The sequence below is a fragment of the Pseudoalteromonas sp. TAB23 genome (assembly GCF_000498075.1).
Classification (GTDB): domain Bacteria; phylum Pseudomonadota; class Gammaproteobacteria; order Enterobacterales; family Alteromonadaceae; genus Pseudoalteromonas; species Pseudoalteromonas arctica.
Window position 1 is genome coordinate 1 of record NZ_AUTP01000198.1, and the last position, 16399, is coordinate 16399.

Below are 16399 nucleotides of genomic sequence, written 5' to 3' on the forward strand. Positions count from 1 at the left end.
TTTGCCTCGCTACCTAAGTAGGTTGGCTGTTAGAACTCAATCTGTACGAGTGCCCACACAGATGATTGCTTTATATTGTTAAAGAACGTTTTGAGTCGCTTTAGCGTCTCAAGGGATGCGAATAATACACCCTTTATTTTTTGAGTCAACACTTAGTTTTAAACTTTCTTTTTAGATAATTTAAAACCGAAGTTTTATTTAACTCTCTGAGTTGTTCGTGCCTCGCTATGCGTTGGCGTTTCCCGTCTCAGTGGGGTCGCATTATAGGGAGATCCGAAAACAGATCAACCCTTTTTTTAGATCTTTTTACTGTTCGAACAAAAATAGAACAAAACCATGTAAAACCATATGAAAACCTTCCTAAGATGATGCTTTTTTGTGCTCTTATTTATTATTTAATACAAATATCATTGCTATGTTTGATTTAGACGTTAAGATAGCAAGTTCACAATGTTAAATTAATGTTTATTTCCTGTTTATTGGTAGATCTAAAATGAAATTACCCGATCAAAAATCTTTTATCTTCTCTGTTATTCTTGCTGTAGTTGGTTTTGTTGTTGTTGAGTTCGCTTTAGGCGGCTTAGCTTTAAACCCTGCATTACTATTTGGTGCTGGTTTATTAATAGGTGCGATTGCTATTGCTGCAATGTCATCTGATGTGACTGAAGAAGCTGAAGTTAAAACAAAAACGCTTTATGTTGGTAACCTTCCTTATCGTGCAAACGAAGGTGTGGTTCGTGCATTATTTGAAGAACAAGGCAAAGTATTCAATGTTCGTTTATTAAAGGATAAGAATACTGGCAAGCGTCGTGGCTTTGGTTTTGTTGAAATGGCGCAAGCTGATGCAGACAATGCAATTGCTAACTTGAACGATAGCGAGTTCCAACAACGTACTTTAAAGGTACGTGAAGCAAAACAAAAACAAGAAGATGATTCTAATGCTCTACGTACTGAGACGGATCAGTCAGTGTAACTAGCTTTACCGCTAGCTTATTGCTAAACACATCAGCCGTTGCATAATATTGCAGCGGCTTTTTTATGTCTGTTAGTTTATTCACACAGAAGTTAAGTTGGTTAAGTAGGTAGTTGACTCTGTTTGCTATCGCTACACCTGAATCAAGTAATTTTACATTCCCTTCAAAATACTGACTAATAGGCTCTGCTAATATTGGAAAGTGCGTACATCCTAATACAAGTACATCTATAGTTTTATCTATATGTAGGCCATCAAGCACTTGATGCAGCTTGTTTGTATCCAAAGACTCTGTAAAAAAGTATTGCTCAGCTAAAGTTACTAACTCCACACTGCTATATAGATTAACGGTTACATTACGAGCATGCTCAGTAATTAATGTTTTAGTGTATGAACTGGCGACCGTTGCCGGTGTGGCTAATAAGCCAATATGATTTGAACGTGTTAACTCTGCCGCAGGCTTTATTGCTGGCACAACACCTACTATAGGAATATCTGTCATTTGGCGAACAGCACTAAGTGCAGATGTAGAAGCGGTATTACACGCTATTACAATTAAATCAACATTAAGCGTATTAGCTTTGATGAAATGAATAAGTGAGCATAATCGGTTAATGATGGTTTTTTGGGATTGAGCACCATAAGGCAGTAATGCATTATCCATAAAATAACTGTACTGAGCATTGGGGATACTTTGCTTTATATGCTCAAGTACAGTAGTTCCACCAATACCTGAATCAAAGACCATTATATGCGCTGACAAACTACCGTTCCCACTTTACTTTAAGAACGGCAGTTTGCCATGAGGTATTTATAAAAGAAAGTAGTTTAACTTTGCGTGGTTTCTAAATCAGTAAGCCTGTCGGCCGCAGAATTTAACTGATTAAGGTTTTCGAACATAGACTTTGTGTAATCTACTAACTTATCTATTTGTTCCTGATCTTGATTTAACCATTGGAGAATGCCAGCTAGCTGATTTTGTAATCCAAGCTCACCCGCTTTTTCAAAAGCATTTTTAAGGTCGTCATTAAAAGGAGCTAAACCCTCCGCTACTTGTTTTTCTGGTGCTGGTCTATATTCTTCATAGCTTTTAACTGTTGCTATTGTTTTTGTTTGGCGTAAATCCATAGAAAAAGCCACCAGCTGATCGCTGTCTAAACTCAGCTCCTGCGCTTGTTCAAATGCTTCATCTAAATCACCACCAAAAAAGGTTTTACTTAAATCTTGTAAGTCTTCCATCATCGTATTAATAGCTTCTTGCTCTTGCTCATTTAAGTCACCATTAACCGACATCGAAAATGATACCTGCCGAGATTGCGATGATGAGCTTGCAAACGACTCGCTATTATTGTTTTGCTGATAGCCACTTGCCGACTGAGATTCAAATGCATCAGCAAAACTAATACTTACCTCATCACCTTCTGCGGTAGTAAATTTATACTCTGCATTACTCGTCATACTGACATATTGAGCCTGGCTTATATTTACGCTGGCAGATTGTGGGTTAAATAACGACTCTTCAAACTTATCAAGCCCATTGTAAATTCCCTCTTTGGACTTATTAATCCCCTCTTCCATGTCATCATTAAATACGCCTGTACCTTTGAGTTCATCAACAGCGTCGTCAATCCCTATTTGGACTCCTTTGCGCGCGTCGCCTAACATATCTTTGAGCTTTTCGTCATCAGCGCCGTTAGCTTTTGCTTTATTAACAGCACTACTTACAAAATCGAGTACGTTTTTTACTATTTCATCAAAATCAAATAGTGGTTTATCTGCTTTTTTTTCTGCGATAGGCAATCCAAGCTGCTCAGCCATTTTATCGCCAAGCACCTTTGCAGCCAACTCTCGGCCTCGTTGTTGGTAGCTATCTTGAGGAGACGTAATTGTAGGTTGCTGTATATCAGCTTTATTATTGAATTTATTGATGTTGTTGTTTGGCGTAAAGCCATAATTACCTATTTTCATGATTCGTCTCCTAAGCGTGCGTAGTTTATTATCGGCTATAACAATAAAAACTAAAGTACAATGTTCAATAAAACAGCATAAATGCTAGCCAAAACTAGACAAATACGCAGCGCTCCCTACAATAGCGCCGATAAACAGATCTTAGATAAGGTAGTAGCGTTAATGGCAGTTATTAAAATAGATACCACACAGTACCAAACGCAGTTAAGTGAAAAAGAGCAGCGTATTAGTGCACAGTTCCAACGTTTTGGTGTGGAGCAACTAGAAGTATTTAGCTCAGAGCCAACTAACTACCGCCAACGTGCTGAATTTAGAGTATGGCACGACGGTGACGATCTGTTTCACATTATGTTTGATCAACAAACAAAAGAAAAAATCCGTGTTGATACATTTGATCCAGCAGCGCCTCTAGTTGGTGAAATAATGCAGGTGATGATTGAGCATCTTAAGCCTTGTGAAATATTACGTCGTAAGTTATTTCAAATCGATTACCTATCCACGCTAAGCGGTGAAATTTTAGTAAGCTTGCTTTATCACAAACCACTTGATGATGAATGGTTAAGTGAAATTAAAGCGCTTAAAGAAAAACTAAGCAGTAAATACAAAATTGACTTTATCGGCCGTGCTCGCAAACAAAAAGAAGTGCTGGGTGATGACTTTGTAACTGAGCGTTTAACAGTTAATGGTCAAGAGCTTATTTATCAACAAGTAGAAAATAGCTTTACTCAGCCTAATGCAAAAGTAAATATTAATATGCTGGAGTGGGCGCAAGATTTATGTAAACCACTTAAAAATGATTTATTAGAACTGTATTGCGGTAACGGTAACTTTTCAATTGCGTTAGCGGGCTGTTTTAATAAAGTATTAGCAACAGAAATATCAAAATCATCTGTTCATTCTGCTCAATACAATATTGCTAAAAATAACGTAGAGAACCTAGATATTATTCGTATGTCTAGTGAAGAGTTTACTCAAGCAATGAATGGAGAGCGTACTTTCTCTCGCTTAGACGGTATTGACCTTAAAAGCTATGACTGCCAAACCATATTAGTTGATCCACCGCGCGCGGGCATGGATGAATTAACGTGTGACTTAGTGGCTAACTACGAAAGCATAATTTATATATCGTGTAATCCTGAAACCCTTGAGCGTGACCTTGATCACCTAACACGTACGCACAACGTTAAGCGCTTTGCTATATTTGATCAGTTCCCATATACACATCACATTGAGTCGGGTGTTTTCTTGCAGCGCAAATAACCAACCAAAATTAAAGTGCCAGTACTTTTATAAGTGCTGGTATTTGCTTTTCACTAAATACTTGAATACCATTTTTTATTAATAATGCTGTAGTTAAACCTAGCCCTTCGATTTTTACTCCGCGATGCTTTCCATCATATATTGTATTTCGTCCGCAAGAAGGGCTCGATTCTTTAAGTAGAGCAAAACGAACTTGATTCTTTTTACAGAGTTCTAGCGCTATATTAGCTCCAGTTTGAAACTGTTCTGTTACATCTTCTCCTAAATTAGTAATTACACTCCCCTGTATTATTTCAGCAGGAGCTCTAGGAGTAGGAAGCCCACCAGCGACCTCAGGACAAAACACAATTAATCTATTTTGTTTTTGCCACAAATTAAGCTGTGGATGCAAAATTGCGTGTCCTCTACCATCGTAGCGAACAGGCTGCCCTAGCAAACAACTCGATACTAATATTTTTTCCATCGCTATATCCTTATAAAGCAAAAAAGCTCCTTAAGGAGCTTTTTTTATTTTGGCTAAATTTATTTATTAGCTAAGTAATTAATCAGTTTGCTAATATCTTCTGGTTCAGTAATACCCGACTCACGACCTAGGTTTAATTTATACTTACCATTTACAATAAATGTAGGTACGCCACGTAGTGCGCCTTTTTCTTTAAAGTAGTCTTGATCGCGTTTCATTTTAGAGCTCAGCGTACGTACCGAGAAGCTTTTAAACAGCTTATCAAACTTATCGCCATCAACGCCCTGCGCTACAAATATATCTTTTACATCTGCAAGCTCATTAAAACTAGCGCGCTTTGTATGAATATGATTAAAGATTGCAGAGACAATTTTATCTTTTTGCGGAAGCACTTCTGCAGTAGCGAGTGCTTGGCTCATCATCTGTTGGTTTTCTGGGTCGCGTACACCTACAAAATCAACATGGCTCTTTTTAAATTTAACGTTTTTATCAAGCTTAGGCTTAAACTCACCAATTAGTGCTTCCATGTTATTACATGCAGGGCAGTAAAATGAGAAAAACTCTTTAATTTCTGGCTTTTTAGTTGCGCGCTCAGAAACAACGTCGTAATGCACGCCTTCTTCATACGTTGCTGCAAAGCTTGTTGCCGCCATAGGAAGTAGTACTGCAAGCAAACCTGCTTTAACTAATTTAATCATTATTATGCTCCGAAATTTATAGTGCTAATAAAAACGCTACTAACTCATCAAGTTCTTTTTGATTTTTGATGGTGTTGAGGTTTATTTTATATTTATCGTTAACAATAAAAGTAGGTACACCTGTAAGTGCGCCTAATTTTGAATATTTATTTTGTTTGTTTTGCATTGCTTGCTCAGCCGAAATAACTGGCATGCTTGCAATTTCTTGATCAAACGTTGCGCTATCAATACCGTTTACTTCAAGTAATTTTTTAACGTCTTTCATTTCAGTTAAAGGAGCACGCTGAACATGAATACTTTTAAAAATTTGATCGCTAATACTCTGCGCCAGACCATGCTGCTTAGCAATTAAGTAGGCAAAGCTTAAATTACTTTGTGCTTGTGGCGACACGCCACCTAAAAAGTTCACGTGGTTTTTAATAAACTCAGCGCCTTCTGGCAGGCCTTGTTCAATTGCTTTTGCTACTGGTTCAAACTTAAAACAATGTGGACAGTAAAATGAGAAAAATTCGGTTACTTGTGGTGATGTACTTTTGTCTACATCAATAACAGTGTATTGATTATCAACTTCAAACTGTGCAGCAAGTGCTGCAAATGGTAAACATAAAAGTAATAAACTCAGTTTTAATTTTTTAAGCATTTGTATCTCGTTGTACTTGTCTTTAAATAAAATATTACGGCAATAACTTTAACGGTGCTTCTTGCAATGCTGCAAGTTGCTCCTTCAGTGCTAAAATTTGTTGCTCCCAGTATTTGTCATCAGCAAACCATGTAAAGTTCCGCACAAAGGCAGGATCGCTCCATCGTTTAGCTACCCATCCCATATAATGGATAATACGCATCGCTCGCAGCGGTTCAATTAATTTGAGCTGAGAGTGATCAAAATCACAAAACTCTTCATACGCATTCACAAGGGTGTCTAACTGTAACAGTTGCGTCGCTCTATCGCCACTGAGCATCATCCATAAATCTTGGATTGCAGGACCTTGGCGGCTGTCATCTAAATCCACAAACATGAGCGCATCACCTGCCCACAAAATATTACCAACGTGGCAGTCACCATGTAAGCGAATACTTTGCACATCTTTATACTGTTTTTGCGCCTGCTCTATCACTAAATCTAAAATAGTATAAAAGGCAGTATTTATTCCCATAGGCACTAAGTTACTTTTTTGAAGATGAACTTTGGCTGTATGTAAATACTCCTCGCAGGTAACTGTTGGCCTATAAGTAAAAGGCTTTGTTTTAGCTACTTGGTGCATACGGCCAATTAAACGCCCCATTACATCAAGCTGATCTAAGTTATCAACCTCAAATAAACGCCCGCCTACACTTGGAAACAACACAAACAAATAACCTTCGTGTTCAAACAAGCTTTGCCCATTATATAAAATAGGGGCAACAACAGGCACTTCCGCTTCTGCCAGTTCAAATGCAAAGTCATGCTCTTCTTGAATTTGCTCTTTACTCCAGCGCTCTGGGCGATAAAACTTCACTACGTAACGCAGGCCATCATCGGCTTTAAATTGGTACACTCTGTTTTCATAGCTATTGAGTGCCAACAAACCAGATTCGGCGTACACACCTACGCTTTCTATTGCATCGAGTATTAGGTCAGGTGTTAAGTCAATAAAACTAAATTTACTCATACTCTTCTTATATAAAATAAAAAGCGGGTTATATACCCGCTTTTGTTAATTGCTATATCAACTTACCTATTTAAGGTAGGTTGTGATTATCGCGCTTTAAAAAAGTTACTCGACTGCGATATTGTCTCATCCGGCTCATCTACCGGTGAAAGCACAAAGTTAAACTCTGTCATCGACACCTTCAAATCATAAGGGTCCATTACAAGCGACAATGGCACATTATGAGATTGCCCTGCCTGCACTGTAAATGACTGCTTACCAATATACTTAAAGTTATCTAACCCTTGTACTTTAATATTAAAGGTTTGCTCGTACTGCGCCTTGTTGATTACCTTTAATGTGTAGGTGTTCTCTACTAAACCATCAAAATCGACACGATATAATTGGTTTCGATCACGAATGATATCAAAGTCCATTGTTTTACGCAGCGCTATATTAGCTACAAGTGCTCCCGTAAGCACAACAAGTATGACCGTGTAACCAATGATTTTAGCTCGTAGTGGATTCGTTTTATTTTCTGGGGTTTCGAGGTTTCGCTCTGTCGTATATGAAATAAGCCCACGCGGGTATTCCATTTTATCCATTACGCCATCACACGCATCAATACATGCACCACAGTTAATACACTCAGCTTGTAACCCATTTCTAATATCAATACCTGTTGGGCACACTTGAACACACAAGTTACAGTCTATACAGTCGCCTAGCTCTAAATCTTCATGATCTACTTTACGTGAACGAGGACCACGGCTTTCACCACGGCTTTCGTCGTACGTTACAGTGTATGTATCTTTATCAAACATAGCTGATTGAAACCGTGAGTAAGGGCAAATGTGTAAACACATAATTTCTCGCATCCAACCGGCATTACCATAGGTACACGCAGCAAAGAAAATAATACTGACTAGTGCATAACCACCCACGTTAAACGTTACAAAATCAGGAAGTAACTCTCTGATTGGCGTAAAGTAACCCACAAAAGAAATAGCGGTATATAACGAAAACAATACCCAACTAGTATGCTTTGCCGTTTTACGCCAAAACTTATCAAAATTCATGGGTCGTTGATCGAGTTTTTTACGCTGATTAGCCGTGCCCTCAAGCTTTTCTTCAAACCAAATAAAAATAAAGGTCCAAACAGTTTGCGGACATGTGTAGCCACACCACACCCGCCCATAGAAGGTGGTCACTAAAAACAGCGCAAATGCTGCCAGCATAAAAATAAACGCTAATATGGTAAAATCTTGAGGCCATAGCGTTAAACCAAAAATATTGTATTTTTGACCAATTAGATCAAACAGCACTGCTTGCTGGCCGTTAAAATTAATCCAAGGAAGTAACATAAACGCAAGTAGGCCTAAAAAGCCAATGCGCTGCCTAAGTAATTGATGTAGGCCTTTTACGGCACGCACATAAATACGATTTCGGGGATTGAACCTATCATCTTGACGGCTTAAATCCGGTTTTTGGATTTTCACCTCTACAGGGATATTCTTTACTTTAATTTGCTTGTCCATCGAAGTTCCTCAACGCCGCTTGGAAATAAAAATCCAGCAATACTCAAGTACTCTATACTTAAAGCTAGCAAGTTACTTGCTAGGCAGATTTACTTTAATAAATTGCCTTCTCGAATACTTTCAGATATTTCAGAAATATCTGACTGCTGTTAACCATTATAACAATGTTGGTTAAAATTACTGGCATAGATCGCTAATAATTTATTCATCCCAGTTACTTGCTTTTAAAATGCAGTTTATTACACTGCATGGTAATTCAACCCTACTTAGATCAAGGTTTACGTATCCATGAAAAAATTTATTATTTTGGTAGTTGTGATCCTTGCCTTTTTTACAATCGATCATCCGCTTATAAAAGAACCTCGCGAAAGGTTATTAGGTGAAGGCATCGGTTTTTTAAGTGATGCAAGTAAGATTAACAGAAGCCCTGCTGCAAATATGGCTAAAAATAGAATCAGCACTCAACTTAAATTGTCTGAATCTGAGGGTGAGTACGTAGAAAAAACGTTTACAACAGATGACTCTGTTCAGTTATTTCACCTACGTTATTGTCGTGAACGTGACTTAAACCTTTATTTTTATGGCGATCGTTTAAATACAGTATGTAAAATAGTGACTGAAGCATTAGAGCAAAAGCGAGCAAAGTAGTGGATTTTTCAGGATTAAATAAAAAAGCAAGCGACTCATTTCATAAACAACGCAATATGCTCAAGCAATTAGCACAAGGCAAAACGTTAAAGTGTGAGAAGTGTAATGGGGTTTTAACACTTAATTTAGCCACCAGTGAACCTGGTAAAGGCGTAGTAAAGTGCAAACAAGGCTGTACGGATATTATATTAGAGCTAGGCACTTAGATTAAACTAAGCGCCTGGTATTAATAATTACTCTTCCCAACTCTCGTCGGTTATCAAACCGCTATTAATTGCGACCACTTCAATTAGTTCAGCAAACCCTAATGCAAAGTCACCCATTGATTCATATTGGTACTGACACAAGGCTTCTATCGTCATGTTATTTTGTTTGGCAATCTGAGCTATTGCTAGCTGGTCGAGTGCAAAAAAGCTTAATGTACTTAACGCACTTTCTAATGCTTGTTTAAAGTCAGTGTCTAATTGCGGTGCATTTAACAAAGGCTCTGCGTAAGCTTTGGTTGCAACTAAGAAACCTTTACTCCATGACTTACAAAATTCAGCATCAAATGTGTTAGGTAATTTGTATCCAGTTTCAAATACTTGCTCACTAATTTTATGATATAGCGCCATAAACAAGAAAAGTACTTCTTCATCTAAATCATTAGCTGTATTTGGTAATATCTGCTCAAGCCACTCATGCACATCTAATGGATTGGGCGAACAAATAACGCCAAATAAATAGCCTTGGCTTTGTTGAAGGGTCATTGCTTGAGATTGGGTATTTAAAAATGTGCTGAGCTGCTTTGCGTGCAGCTCAGTAAATTGGGGTATTTGCATTAAAACTCTTTATATTCAAACATTAAAAGTTGAGCGGGTAACGACCTTGGCTATCTGGTCGGCCTAAAAATTTAACCGCATCATGTACATCTTTAGGTAAGCTAGCATCTGGTTTTACATAACCTGCCACACTAAAGTCGAAATTAGCTTTAAGTGTAGCATCTGCCTCAAGGCCAAGCGTATTATCTGGGTCAATTAATATAGCAATATCGCCCGACTTACAGCTTAACTTACCAGCCAGAGGGCCAATATTAAACCACCCATTTAAGCCTTGCACGTCAATATTAGGGCTCGCTATTTCACCTTTTAGTGAATCACAATAAGGTGCACCTGAGCTGTATTCATCAAGTTCTAAAATTACACGCCCTTTAGCGGTTACAGGTAGGGGAAGCTGCACGCGCTGCATTGCACGCTCTACAGTGGAGCGTACTAGGCCGTCAGTCACTTTAACTTCTTGATTAAAAAGCCCATAACTTACATCAGCATAACCCGAGATATCACTACGCTCTCGTGCATTACCAAACTTCACATTCGCATTTAGCTTGCCTGTAAATAACTTCCAGCCAGCAATGTCCCAGCGCACATTATTTAACTGTTCACCATCAAAACGAACTTGCATCATTTGACCTTGCCAAACAGTGCCTACAGTTTGCCCTACTTCTAATTGCTTTGGAAAGTACGGTTTTGCTATATCTAGTGCAATATGTGCTGGTAATTTAATAATACAAAACACAATAAAACTAATTAAAAAGACAGCCGATAACGTTATTATTTTTTTCATTAATTAATTCTCTAATACTAAACGGCTTACACGCACATAGCCTGATTTATCATCGCGGCTCAAATCTAAGTTTTCAATTTTTAAGCCATGCTGATTCACTAACTCATCTAGCCATTCTATTAACTGATTAAATTCTACAGAGTCGAGCGTCAAACGTAGCGAATCACTACTTGGCTGCATTTTACTAATACTTATTTGATGGCGCCCACGTGTAGAATTAACAATTTGGCTTAAGTTTGCATTGCTAGCAACACTGGTGTTACCCGCAGCCTTTAGTTTAACAATACTGTCATCAACCCAAGCTAATAGCTCTTGTTGTTTAATTTGAGATTGCTGTGCCTTTTCTATCGCATTATTTAATGGTCGAAATATTCCCATTACTAAAACAAAAATAATAAACACGCCACCAGCGACCATTACCAATTGTTGTTCTTGCTCTTTAAGCGAGCGCCATTGTTGCATTAACTGCTTTTTCATACTGCACCTCGCAGTTTAATTTCACCAACGACATAATCACCGTCATTATTTAAAGACCCTTGCTCAACAGTTAAACCTTGTTTTTCAAGTATGATTTTTACTTTACCAAAAGTTTGGAAGTCTTTAGCGCGTGCACGAATGCGCAGCTCATTGCGACGTTTGTCATAACGAAGTGTTTCAGGTGTAAATTCGCTAACTTGCGAAAATACATCAACCAAATTAGTCGTTAAGTCTAAAAAACCCGACTCACTTGAGCCTTGCACTTTATCTAACGCGCCTTTAATTTGGCTTTTAATTAGATTGGGGCGAACTTTAGTTCCTGGAAATGCTTTTTGGTATCTGTCGACTACTTGAGCTTTAGCTAATTCTACTTGTGTATTAAGTTGGTGTAACTCAATAGCTTTTATTGTAATCGTAGAAACCAATGCAACACTTGCTATAATTGCGGCGCCTTTCCAGTAACCCCACCATAAAGCGCTTTGTTTTTTAAGCTGATACATACCTTGGCGTAAGTTAAAGTTAACGCTATCTAACTGCTTTGCAAATAATGCTAGAGGTAAGTCGTACTCACTCGTTTGCGCTTGTAAGTTAACGCTTTCTGGAAACTGACTAGCTGGGCTAAAATGCTTAATATCAGGATTACCCATGGCTGTTAAGTAGCCATTTAACCAACTAGATTCAACCGCACCTATATGCCATTGCCCCTGCTTAAATAACCATTGGTTATTGAGCTCGATAGCGGTAACTGCGCCATCATCTGCAAGCGGTAACAACAAAGCATCGGGTAATATTCTGTATACTGATAGATTATGCTCTACAAATAATGCGAGCCATTGTTCAAACCATTCACGGTCTGTCATTGCGACACGAATTGCATGTTGCTCACCAAGCATTGTCGGCTGCGCTACTGCTATAAACAGTTCATCTACGTCACATGCTATATCTTCCTCCAGCATGTATGGCAATGCTTGCTCAAGCTTGCGATTCCATTTTGTTGGCAAAGCGACCGTTTTTAATTGCACTTGATCACTTGGTAACAACACAACAACTTCTCGGGTAAGTGCTTTTTCGCTTAGCTCACTTAAATGCTCTGCATTTGGTAACTCGCCACTGGCTATTATTTCTTGTTCTTGTGGTGAGTAAATTAACCAATTAAGCAATTCTTGCTCGGTTTGACCCGTGCGGATCAACAGTATTTCTGTCACTGTACGCCTCCAAATTTTCGCGCCAGTATCGTTACGTCACCGTCTTTAGCGTGCAGTAATGTGGTCATCGAAAAACGCAGGTCGACAAAATTTGCCTGCGTTTGTAATTTAAAATATTCGCTTTTAATACTAAATAAACTTTTGACTGAGTCGGTATTAGTACCGCCTTGTTGCTTCACCTGTTCAAAAAATTCATCAATGGTGTCAAAGCCAGTTTGCGGTCTTGCACCTATCACAGCCTCTGCACCAGATAAGCTCAAGCTTTCTATTAAGGCACTGAGTATAAGTGCTTGCTCTGGGATTAATGTATTTACGTTAATAGATAAAAGCGTACTGCCTGGTATTACACATACATATGGCAGTACTTTTTCCATCACTAATGGGTTAAAACCCTTAACCAAGCGTAATTCCGATGTTGATGCAAATAAACTATTGGCTGTCATATACGGAAAATCTCGTGATAAGTACTCGTCTTCTTCTGCACCTGAGCGATATGTAATACTGTCCTCGTCAAGCCAATCAAATACGCTATCTGCCATTGTCTCTTCTGATTCATCAGCAGGTAAATCTTCAATGTTTTCAAGTAATGCAAAGAGTGCTTTATGTGCAGGGTTTGTTTTACTTGCGCTATTTTCTTCTGGCGCTATGGCTAAAGCATTTAAATTTAGACATGCTTGTAAATCAGTAATTTTGCCACTTAACGTGCCGTTATCAACAGGGTATGAAGCATCACCTTGAGTTGCCCAAACTTGATCAAGTGTTGTTTTATCAGCATCATCTTTTTTACTTTGTATTAGCCCTTTAATAGCAAGCTCTTCTGCACCGTAAGCGTACCATTTAGCTTGCTGATGACCTTGTAAATTAGTACTTTTTTGCACTTGAACCATTAAATTAGCACTCATTTCTACTGCTAAAATAGCCGCTAATGCCACAATAAACAAAACAATAACAAGTGCTGCGCCGCGCGATGATTGCTGCTTAACCATTATTCACATCCGTACTTTGTGTAGCAACAACTTTGCCTTGCCCAGGAACTAAAAATACACGACGAATTGGCTCTGCTTCTATTTGTTGCAAAGTAACAGCAACCGCTTTAGGGAGAGCTTTAATTTCCCACTGTTCCTGCCATTCGTTTTTATCATCCAAAAACTCAAACTTAAGCTCTTCAACATTTTCTAGTACACGTTGAACTCGCGGTTCCATATTATCAAGCTGATCAACATAAACCCGATAAACACGCTCAAGGTTATCGTCAATCACTCTATAACCAACGGCTTGTAGTTCTGAACGTGGCAATAAATTAATTGGATTTATCCAGCCATCTCGTACAAACGCAATACCATCGTATTGGCTTTCTAAAACGTAACGACCAGCAAGTAAGTATTGTTCTTGAACATCACCAGATTCGTTTCGTACTGCACGTTTGGTCATTTGGCTAAAATCTTGATCCATTAACCTAAATGTTGTTTGCAACCCATTTAACTCAGCAATTTTTTCATCGGAGGCATCTTTTGCTCTTGTTGTCGTCTCGAGTATTTGATGAGTAGCAATAATAACAAAAGCTAAAATACCCAGTGCTACCATAACTTCAAGTAATGTAAACCCGCGCTGCTTCACTTACTTTTTGCCTTTATTTAGATACGTTGATAACTCATATGCCGAATGCTCATATTTTTCATCCGTAAAAACATTTATGGTTAACTTAACAAAGCTTTTGTCAGCAGTGGCTGTTACTTCTTGCTGCCAAAACCATTCAACACCGCCCATTACTTCGCTGCCTTTAAGGTTATTTTTACCTTGCCATTGTTCGCCTTTAGTACGCTGTTCAATAATAACGTTTTCGGCGACCCAAGATGCATAGGTTTGCTCTTCAATAGTCGTTAAGTGGTGTATGTGCTCGCTTGTTGCTTGCATTGCAGCTATACCCGCCATGGCACAAATACTTAATGCCACTAATACCTCTAATAAGGAAAACCCTTTAGTGCGCTTCATTATTCTGGCTCTCGGCGAAAGTTTACTGGTGCAGCAAATTCACCTTCAATGTAATACACAGGCTCGCTTTGCTCTTTTAACTCTAATATAAGTTGAAACGCGCTTACCTCACCTGATGACAAAATAAGTACTTGTGGGATTTTCAACTTTTTAAGCTCAAGTAAACTGTCCTCATCGCCGCCACTCATAAGCTCGCGCCAGTTAGATTGCTCTAAGAGGTTATCTTGCGCCCACGCTAAATCTTCTAAGTTAAGAGTGAGCTTTAATCTTTCATCTAACTCTATTGGTTTAAAAAGATCTTCACGGTCAAAGGTAATCCACTTTTCACCATCGAAAACTAAATACTCTAACGTATTTTCTTCTACTAATAAGCCCAATTCAACTTGGTTTAAAATGGCAAATTCCGATGCCATGTTAATGGTGGTATGCAGCCTTAATGCTTGAGTATCTAACTCTTCCTCAGCACCGCCTTCTAAGCTGTATACCACCATTTTTGTAGCAAAAGCGATGATCACTAATACCACTAAAATTTCTATTAAACTAAAGCCTCTGCTTTTTGCATGGCGCTGCTTAAGGCTTGCTTTCATAGCAAGCCTCTAGCATTAACATATTCATACAAAACAGTGTACTTAAGCATTATTGCTTTTCTTCGTCCCAGTTACCGATATCATCATCAGTACCTACTTCACCATCTGGGCCCATAGAAAAAATATCAAACTTGCCAATTTCACCTGGGCTAATTAGCTGATATAGATTACCCCATGGATCTTCTGGTAATTCATTAATAAAACCACCGTCAGGGAAACGTTTTGGAACCGGTTCAATGCTTGTTTGAGTAACTAGCGCTTCAAGACCTTGCTCTGTGCTTGGGTAGCTCTTATTTTTAAGCTTGTATAAGCTCATTGCATCTTCTAATTGTTGAATATCTAGATGCGCTTTATCGATAGCAGCCTCTTCTTGCTGACCCATAATGTTAGGTGCAACAATTGACATAATCATCCCGATGATAACCAGTACCACCATCACTTCTAGTAAAGAAAAACCTGATTGTTTATTCACGTAATTACCTCATTATTCTAAAAACATTAAGTAAAAATGGTTTAGGTAAAACCATTAATATATTTAAAAGTTTATTCTAACTTAAAGTCCAACAGCTTTATTCATCGCCATTATTGGCTGTAATATTGCCATTACTATAAATAATACAATAACCNCCGCCATTGAGGCGATCATCGCAGGCTCTAGTAGTTTAAGCGATACATTAACCATGCTCTCAAATTCGCGATCTTGGTTATTTGCAGCACGCTCTAACATTTGCTCTAGTTCACCTGATTTTTCACCACTTGCTATCATATGCAGCATCATTGGTGGAAACAACTTAGTTTGCTGAAGTGCAGCTCTTAAGCTTGCACCCTCACTCACTCTGTCGGATGCATCTGCAACCGCTTTTTTAATTTTTTCGTTAATTAATACGCCGCCCGAGATACGCATCCCCTCGAGTAATGGTACCGAGCTTGACGATAAAATACTTAAAGTACGTGCAAAACGTGCGGTGTTAATACCACGAGCCACTTTACCTATACCTGGCATATGTAGCACTCGGTCATCCCACCAAAAACGTATTTTAGGCTGCTTAAGTGCATGCTTAATACCAATGGCTATAGCTGTAATCGCTATTAAACTAATAAACCAATAATTTTGCACAAAATGGCTGCCTGCCATAACCCATTCGGTTGTCCAAGGAAGTACTTGTTTCGTTTTTTCAAACGTTTTTAATATTTTTGGTACTACGGTGCCCAGTAATACCGACACAATACCAATTGCAAATACCACTAATATAATGGGGTAAACCATAGCCTGAGTTATTTGGCTACGCATATGTTGGCGCTGCTCGGTATAGTCGGCTAAACGATTAAGTACTTGGTCAAGGTGACCCGACTTTTCGCC

The 16399-nt window shown here is 38.5% G+C and carries 21 protein-coding genes; 4 read left to right on the top strand and 17 right to left on the bottom strand.

The annotated features are described in order from the left end of the window. The first annotated feature begins 493 nt into the window (after nt 1-493). Nucleotides 494-973 carry an RNA-binding protein gene (locus L654_RS0110080; RefSeq protein WP_007582860.1) on the top strand — a complete coding sequence of 160 codons (480 nt, stop codon included), beginning with the start codon at nt 494-496 and terminating at the stop codon, nt 971-973. On the opposite strand, the gene murI is transcribed toward L654_RS0110080, so the two are convergent. Both murI and L654_RS0110090 read right to left on the bottom strand, forming a co-directional pair. Continuing rightward, a complete protein-coding gene (gene murI, locus L654_RS0110085; RefSeq protein WP_024591445.1) occupies nt 936-1736 on the bottom strand; it encodes a glutamate racemase in 801 nt (266 codons plus the stop codon). The two genes, L654_RS0110080 and murI, sit on opposite strands and share 38 nt — an antisense overlap. Nucleotides 1737-1801: 65 nt before the next feature. Next, nucleotides 1802-2941: a DUF5610 domain-containing protein gene (locus L654_RS0110090; protein ID WP_024591444.1), complete on the bottom strand. Its 1140-nt coding sequence runs from the start codon at nt 2939-2941 to the stop codon at nt 1802-1804. Between the two features lie 162 nt (nt 2942-3103). Here L654_RS0110090 and trmA point away from each other — a divergent pair, with 162 nt between their 5' ends. Further along, nucleotides 3104-4201, top strand: coding sequence for a tRNA (uridine(54)-C5)-methyltransferase TrmA (gene trmA / locus L654_RS0110095; RefSeq protein WP_007582854.1), 1098 nt, complete (start codon nt 3104-3106; stop codon nt 4199-4201). A 10-nt stretch (nt 4202-4211) separates the two neighbouring features. Here trmA and L654_RS0110100 read toward each other — a convergent pair whose 3' ends face one another. The 5 genes from L654_RS0110100 to ccoG form a co-directional block, all read right to left on the bottom strand. Then, nucleotides 4212-4664: a DUF523 domain-containing protein gene (locus L654_RS0110100; protein ID WP_024591443.1), complete on the bottom strand. Its 453-nt coding sequence runs from the start codon at nt 4662-4664 to the stop codon at nt 4212-4214. A 59-nt stretch (nt 4665-4723) separates the two neighbouring features. Continuing rightward, on the bottom strand, nt 4724-5362 hold the full coding sequence (locus tag L654_RS0110105; protein WP_010555409.1) for a thiol:disulfide interchange protein DsbA/DsbL: 639 nt from the start codon (nt 5360-5362) through the stop codon (nt 4724-4726). Between the two features lie 16 nt (nt 5363-5378). Then, nucleotides 5379-6002: a thiol:disulfide interchange protein DsbA/DsbL gene (locus L654_RS0110110; protein ID WP_024591442.1), complete on the bottom strand. Its 624-nt coding sequence runs from the start codon at nt 6000-6002 to the stop codon at nt 5379-5381. Between the two features lie 34 nt (nt 6003-6036). Next, nucleotides 6037-7011, bottom strand: coding sequence for a serine/threonine protein kinase (locus L654_RS0110115; protein WP_024591441.1), 975 nt, complete (start codon nt 7009-7011; stop codon nt 6037-6039). A gap of 86 nt (nt 7012-7097) precedes the next feature. Beyond that, nucleotides 7098-8528: a cytochrome c oxidase accessory protein CcoG gene (gene ccoG / locus L654_RS0110120; RefSeq protein WP_007586568.1), complete on the bottom strand. Its 1431-nt coding sequence runs from the start codon at nt 8526-8528 to the stop codon at nt 7098-7100. Nucleotides 8529-8816: 288 nt separating this feature from the next. Between ccoG and L654_RS0110125 the strand changes: the two genes are divergently transcribed. Both L654_RS0110125 and L654_RS0110130 read left to right on the top strand, forming a co-directional pair. After that, complete coding sequence (locus L654_RS0110125) at nt 8817-9176, top strand: hypothetical protein (RefSeq protein WP_024607952.1); 360 nt, start codon at nt 8817-8819, stop codon at nt 9174-9176. Then, complete coding sequence (locus L654_RS0110130; RefSeq protein ID WP_007586570.1) at nt 9176-9382, top strand: hypothetical protein; 207 nt, start codon at nt 9176-9178, stop codon at nt 9380-9382. The genes L654_RS0110125 and L654_RS0110130 overlap by 1 nt, the downstream gene beginning before the upstream one ends. Before the next feature lie 27 nt (nt 9383-9409). Here the strand turns inward: L654_RS0110130 and L654_RS0110135 are convergent, their stop codons facing one another. The 10 genes from L654_RS0110135 to L654_RS0110180 form a co-directional block, all read right to left on the bottom strand. After that, the gene (locus L654_RS0110135; RefSeq protein ID WP_007586574.1) at nt 9410-9997 is read right to left on the bottom strand and encodes a UPF0149 family protein; all 588 of its coding nucleotides are present in this window, start codon (nt 9995-9997) and stop codon (nt 9410-9412) included. Between the two features lie 22 nt (nt 9998-10019). Next, the gene (locus L654_RS0110140) at nt 10020-10778 is read right to left on the bottom strand and encodes a type II secretion system protein N (RefSeq protein WP_007586576.1); all 759 of its coding nucleotides are present in this window, start codon (nt 10776-10778) and stop codon (nt 10020-10022) included. Between the two features lie 3 nt (nt 10779-10781). Beyond that, a complete protein-coding gene (locus L654_RS0110145) occupies nt 10782-11255 on the bottom strand; it encodes a type II secretion system protein M (protein ID WP_010555411.1) in 474 nt (157 codons plus the stop codon). Continuing rightward, complete coding sequence (gene gspL / locus L654_RS0110150; protein WP_007586580.1) at nt 11252-12460, bottom strand: type II secretion system protein GspL; 1209 nt, start codon at nt 12458-12460, stop codon at nt 11252-11254. The genes L654_RS0110145 and gspL overlap by 4 nt, the downstream gene beginning before the upstream one ends. Continuing rightward, complete coding sequence (gene gspK / locus L654_RS0110155; RefSeq protein WP_007586581.1) at nt 12457-13446, bottom strand: type II secretion system minor pseudopilin GspK; 990 nt, start codon at nt 13444-13446, stop codon at nt 12457-12459. Before gspK ends, gspL begins: the two co-directional genes overlap by 4 nt. Beyond that, entirely contained in the window at nt 13439-14077 is a 639-nt protein-coding gene (gene gspJ / locus L654_RS0110160; protein ID WP_010555413.1) for a type II secretion system minor pseudopilin GspJ, read from the bottom strand. Before gspJ ends, gspK begins: the two co-directional genes overlap by 8 nt. After that, nucleotides 14078-14452, bottom strand: coding sequence for a type II secretion system minor pseudopilin GspI (gspI, locus tag L654_RS0110165; RefSeq protein ID WP_024607953.1), 375 nt, complete (start codon nt 14450-14452; stop codon nt 14078-14080). It abuts the gene before it with no gap. Further along, nucleotides 14452-15039, bottom strand: a complete 588-nt coding sequence (locus L654_RS0110170; RefSeq protein ID WP_010555414.1) for a prepilin-type N-terminal cleavage/methylation domain-containing protein — start codon at nt 15037-15039, stop codon at nt 14452-14454. The genes gspI and L654_RS0110170 overlap by 1 nt, the downstream gene beginning before the upstream one ends. A gap of 49 nt (nt 15040-15088) precedes the next feature. After that, entirely contained in the window at nt 15089-15511 is a 423-nt protein-coding gene (gene gspG / locus L654_RS0110175) for a type II secretion system major pseudopilin GspG (RefSeq protein WP_007586585.1), read from the bottom strand. 81 nt (nt 15512-15592) lie between these two features. Next, nucleotides 15593-16399: type II secretion system F family protein (locus tag L654_RS0110180; RefSeq protein ID WP_024607954.1), on the bottom strand; the 807-nt coding region annotated here is incomplete at its 5' end.

Excerpts from the sequence above, each read along its gene's own strand:
- L654_RS0110080 (WP_007582860.1), top strand. The coding sequence starts at position 494 with ATGAAATTACCCGATCAAAAATCTTTTATCTTCTCTGTTATTCTTGCT.
- L654_RS0110090 (WP_024591444.1), bottom strand. The coding sequence starts at position 2,941 with ATGAAAATAGGTAATTATGGCTTTACGCCAAACAACAACATCAATAAA.
- trmA (WP_007582854.1), top strand. The coding sequence starts at position 3,104 with ATGGCAGTTATTAAAATAGATACCACACAGTACCAAACGCAGTTAAGT.
- L654_RS0110100 (WP_024591443.1), bottom strand. The coding sequence starts at position 4,664 with ATGGAAAAAATATTAGTATCGAGTTGTTTGCTAGGGCAGCCTGTTCGC.
- L654_RS0110105 (WP_010555409.1), bottom strand. The coding sequence starts at position 5,362 with ATGATTAAATTAGTTAAAGCAGGTTTGCTTGCAGTACTACTTCCTATG.
- L654_RS0110110 (WP_024591442.1), bottom strand. The coding sequence starts at position 6,002 with ATGCTTAAAAAATTAAAACTGAGTTTATTACTTTTATGTTTACCATTT.
- L654_RS0110115 (WP_024591441.1), bottom strand. The coding sequence starts at position 7,011 with ATGAGTAAATTTAGTTTTATTGACTTAACACCTGACCTAATACTCGAT.
- ccoG (WP_007586568.1), bottom strand. The coding sequence starts at position 8,528 with ATGGACAAGCAAATTAAAGTAAAGAATATCCCTGTAGAGGTGAAAATC.
- L654_RS0110125 (WP_024607952.1), top strand. The coding sequence starts at position 8,817 with ATGAAAAAATTTATTATTTTGGTAGTTGTGATCCTTGCCTTTTTTACA.
- L654_RS0110135 (WP_007586574.1), bottom strand. The coding sequence starts at position 9,997 with ATGCAAATACCCCAATTTACTGAGCTGCACGCAAAGCAGCTCAGCACA.
- L654_RS0110140 (WP_007586576.1), bottom strand. The coding sequence starts at position 10,778 with ATGAAAAAAATAATAACGTTATCGGCTGTCTTTTTAATTAGTTTTATT.
- L654_RS0110145 (WP_010555411.1), bottom strand. The coding sequence starts at position 11,255 with ATGAAAAAGCAGTTAATGCAACAATGGCGCTCGCTTAAAGAGCAAGAA.
- gspK (WP_007586581.1), bottom strand. The coding sequence starts at position 13,446 with ATGGTTAAGCAGCAATCATCGCGCGGCGCAGCACTTGTTATTGTTTTG.
- gspI (WP_024607953.1), bottom strand. The coding sequence starts at position 14,452 with ATGAAGCGCACTAAAGGGTTTTCCTTATTAGAGGTATTAGTGGCATTA.
- L654_RS0110170 (WP_010555414.1), bottom strand. The coding sequence starts at position 15,039 with ATGAAAGCAAGCCTTAAGCAGCGCCATGCAAAAAGCAGAGGCTTTAGT.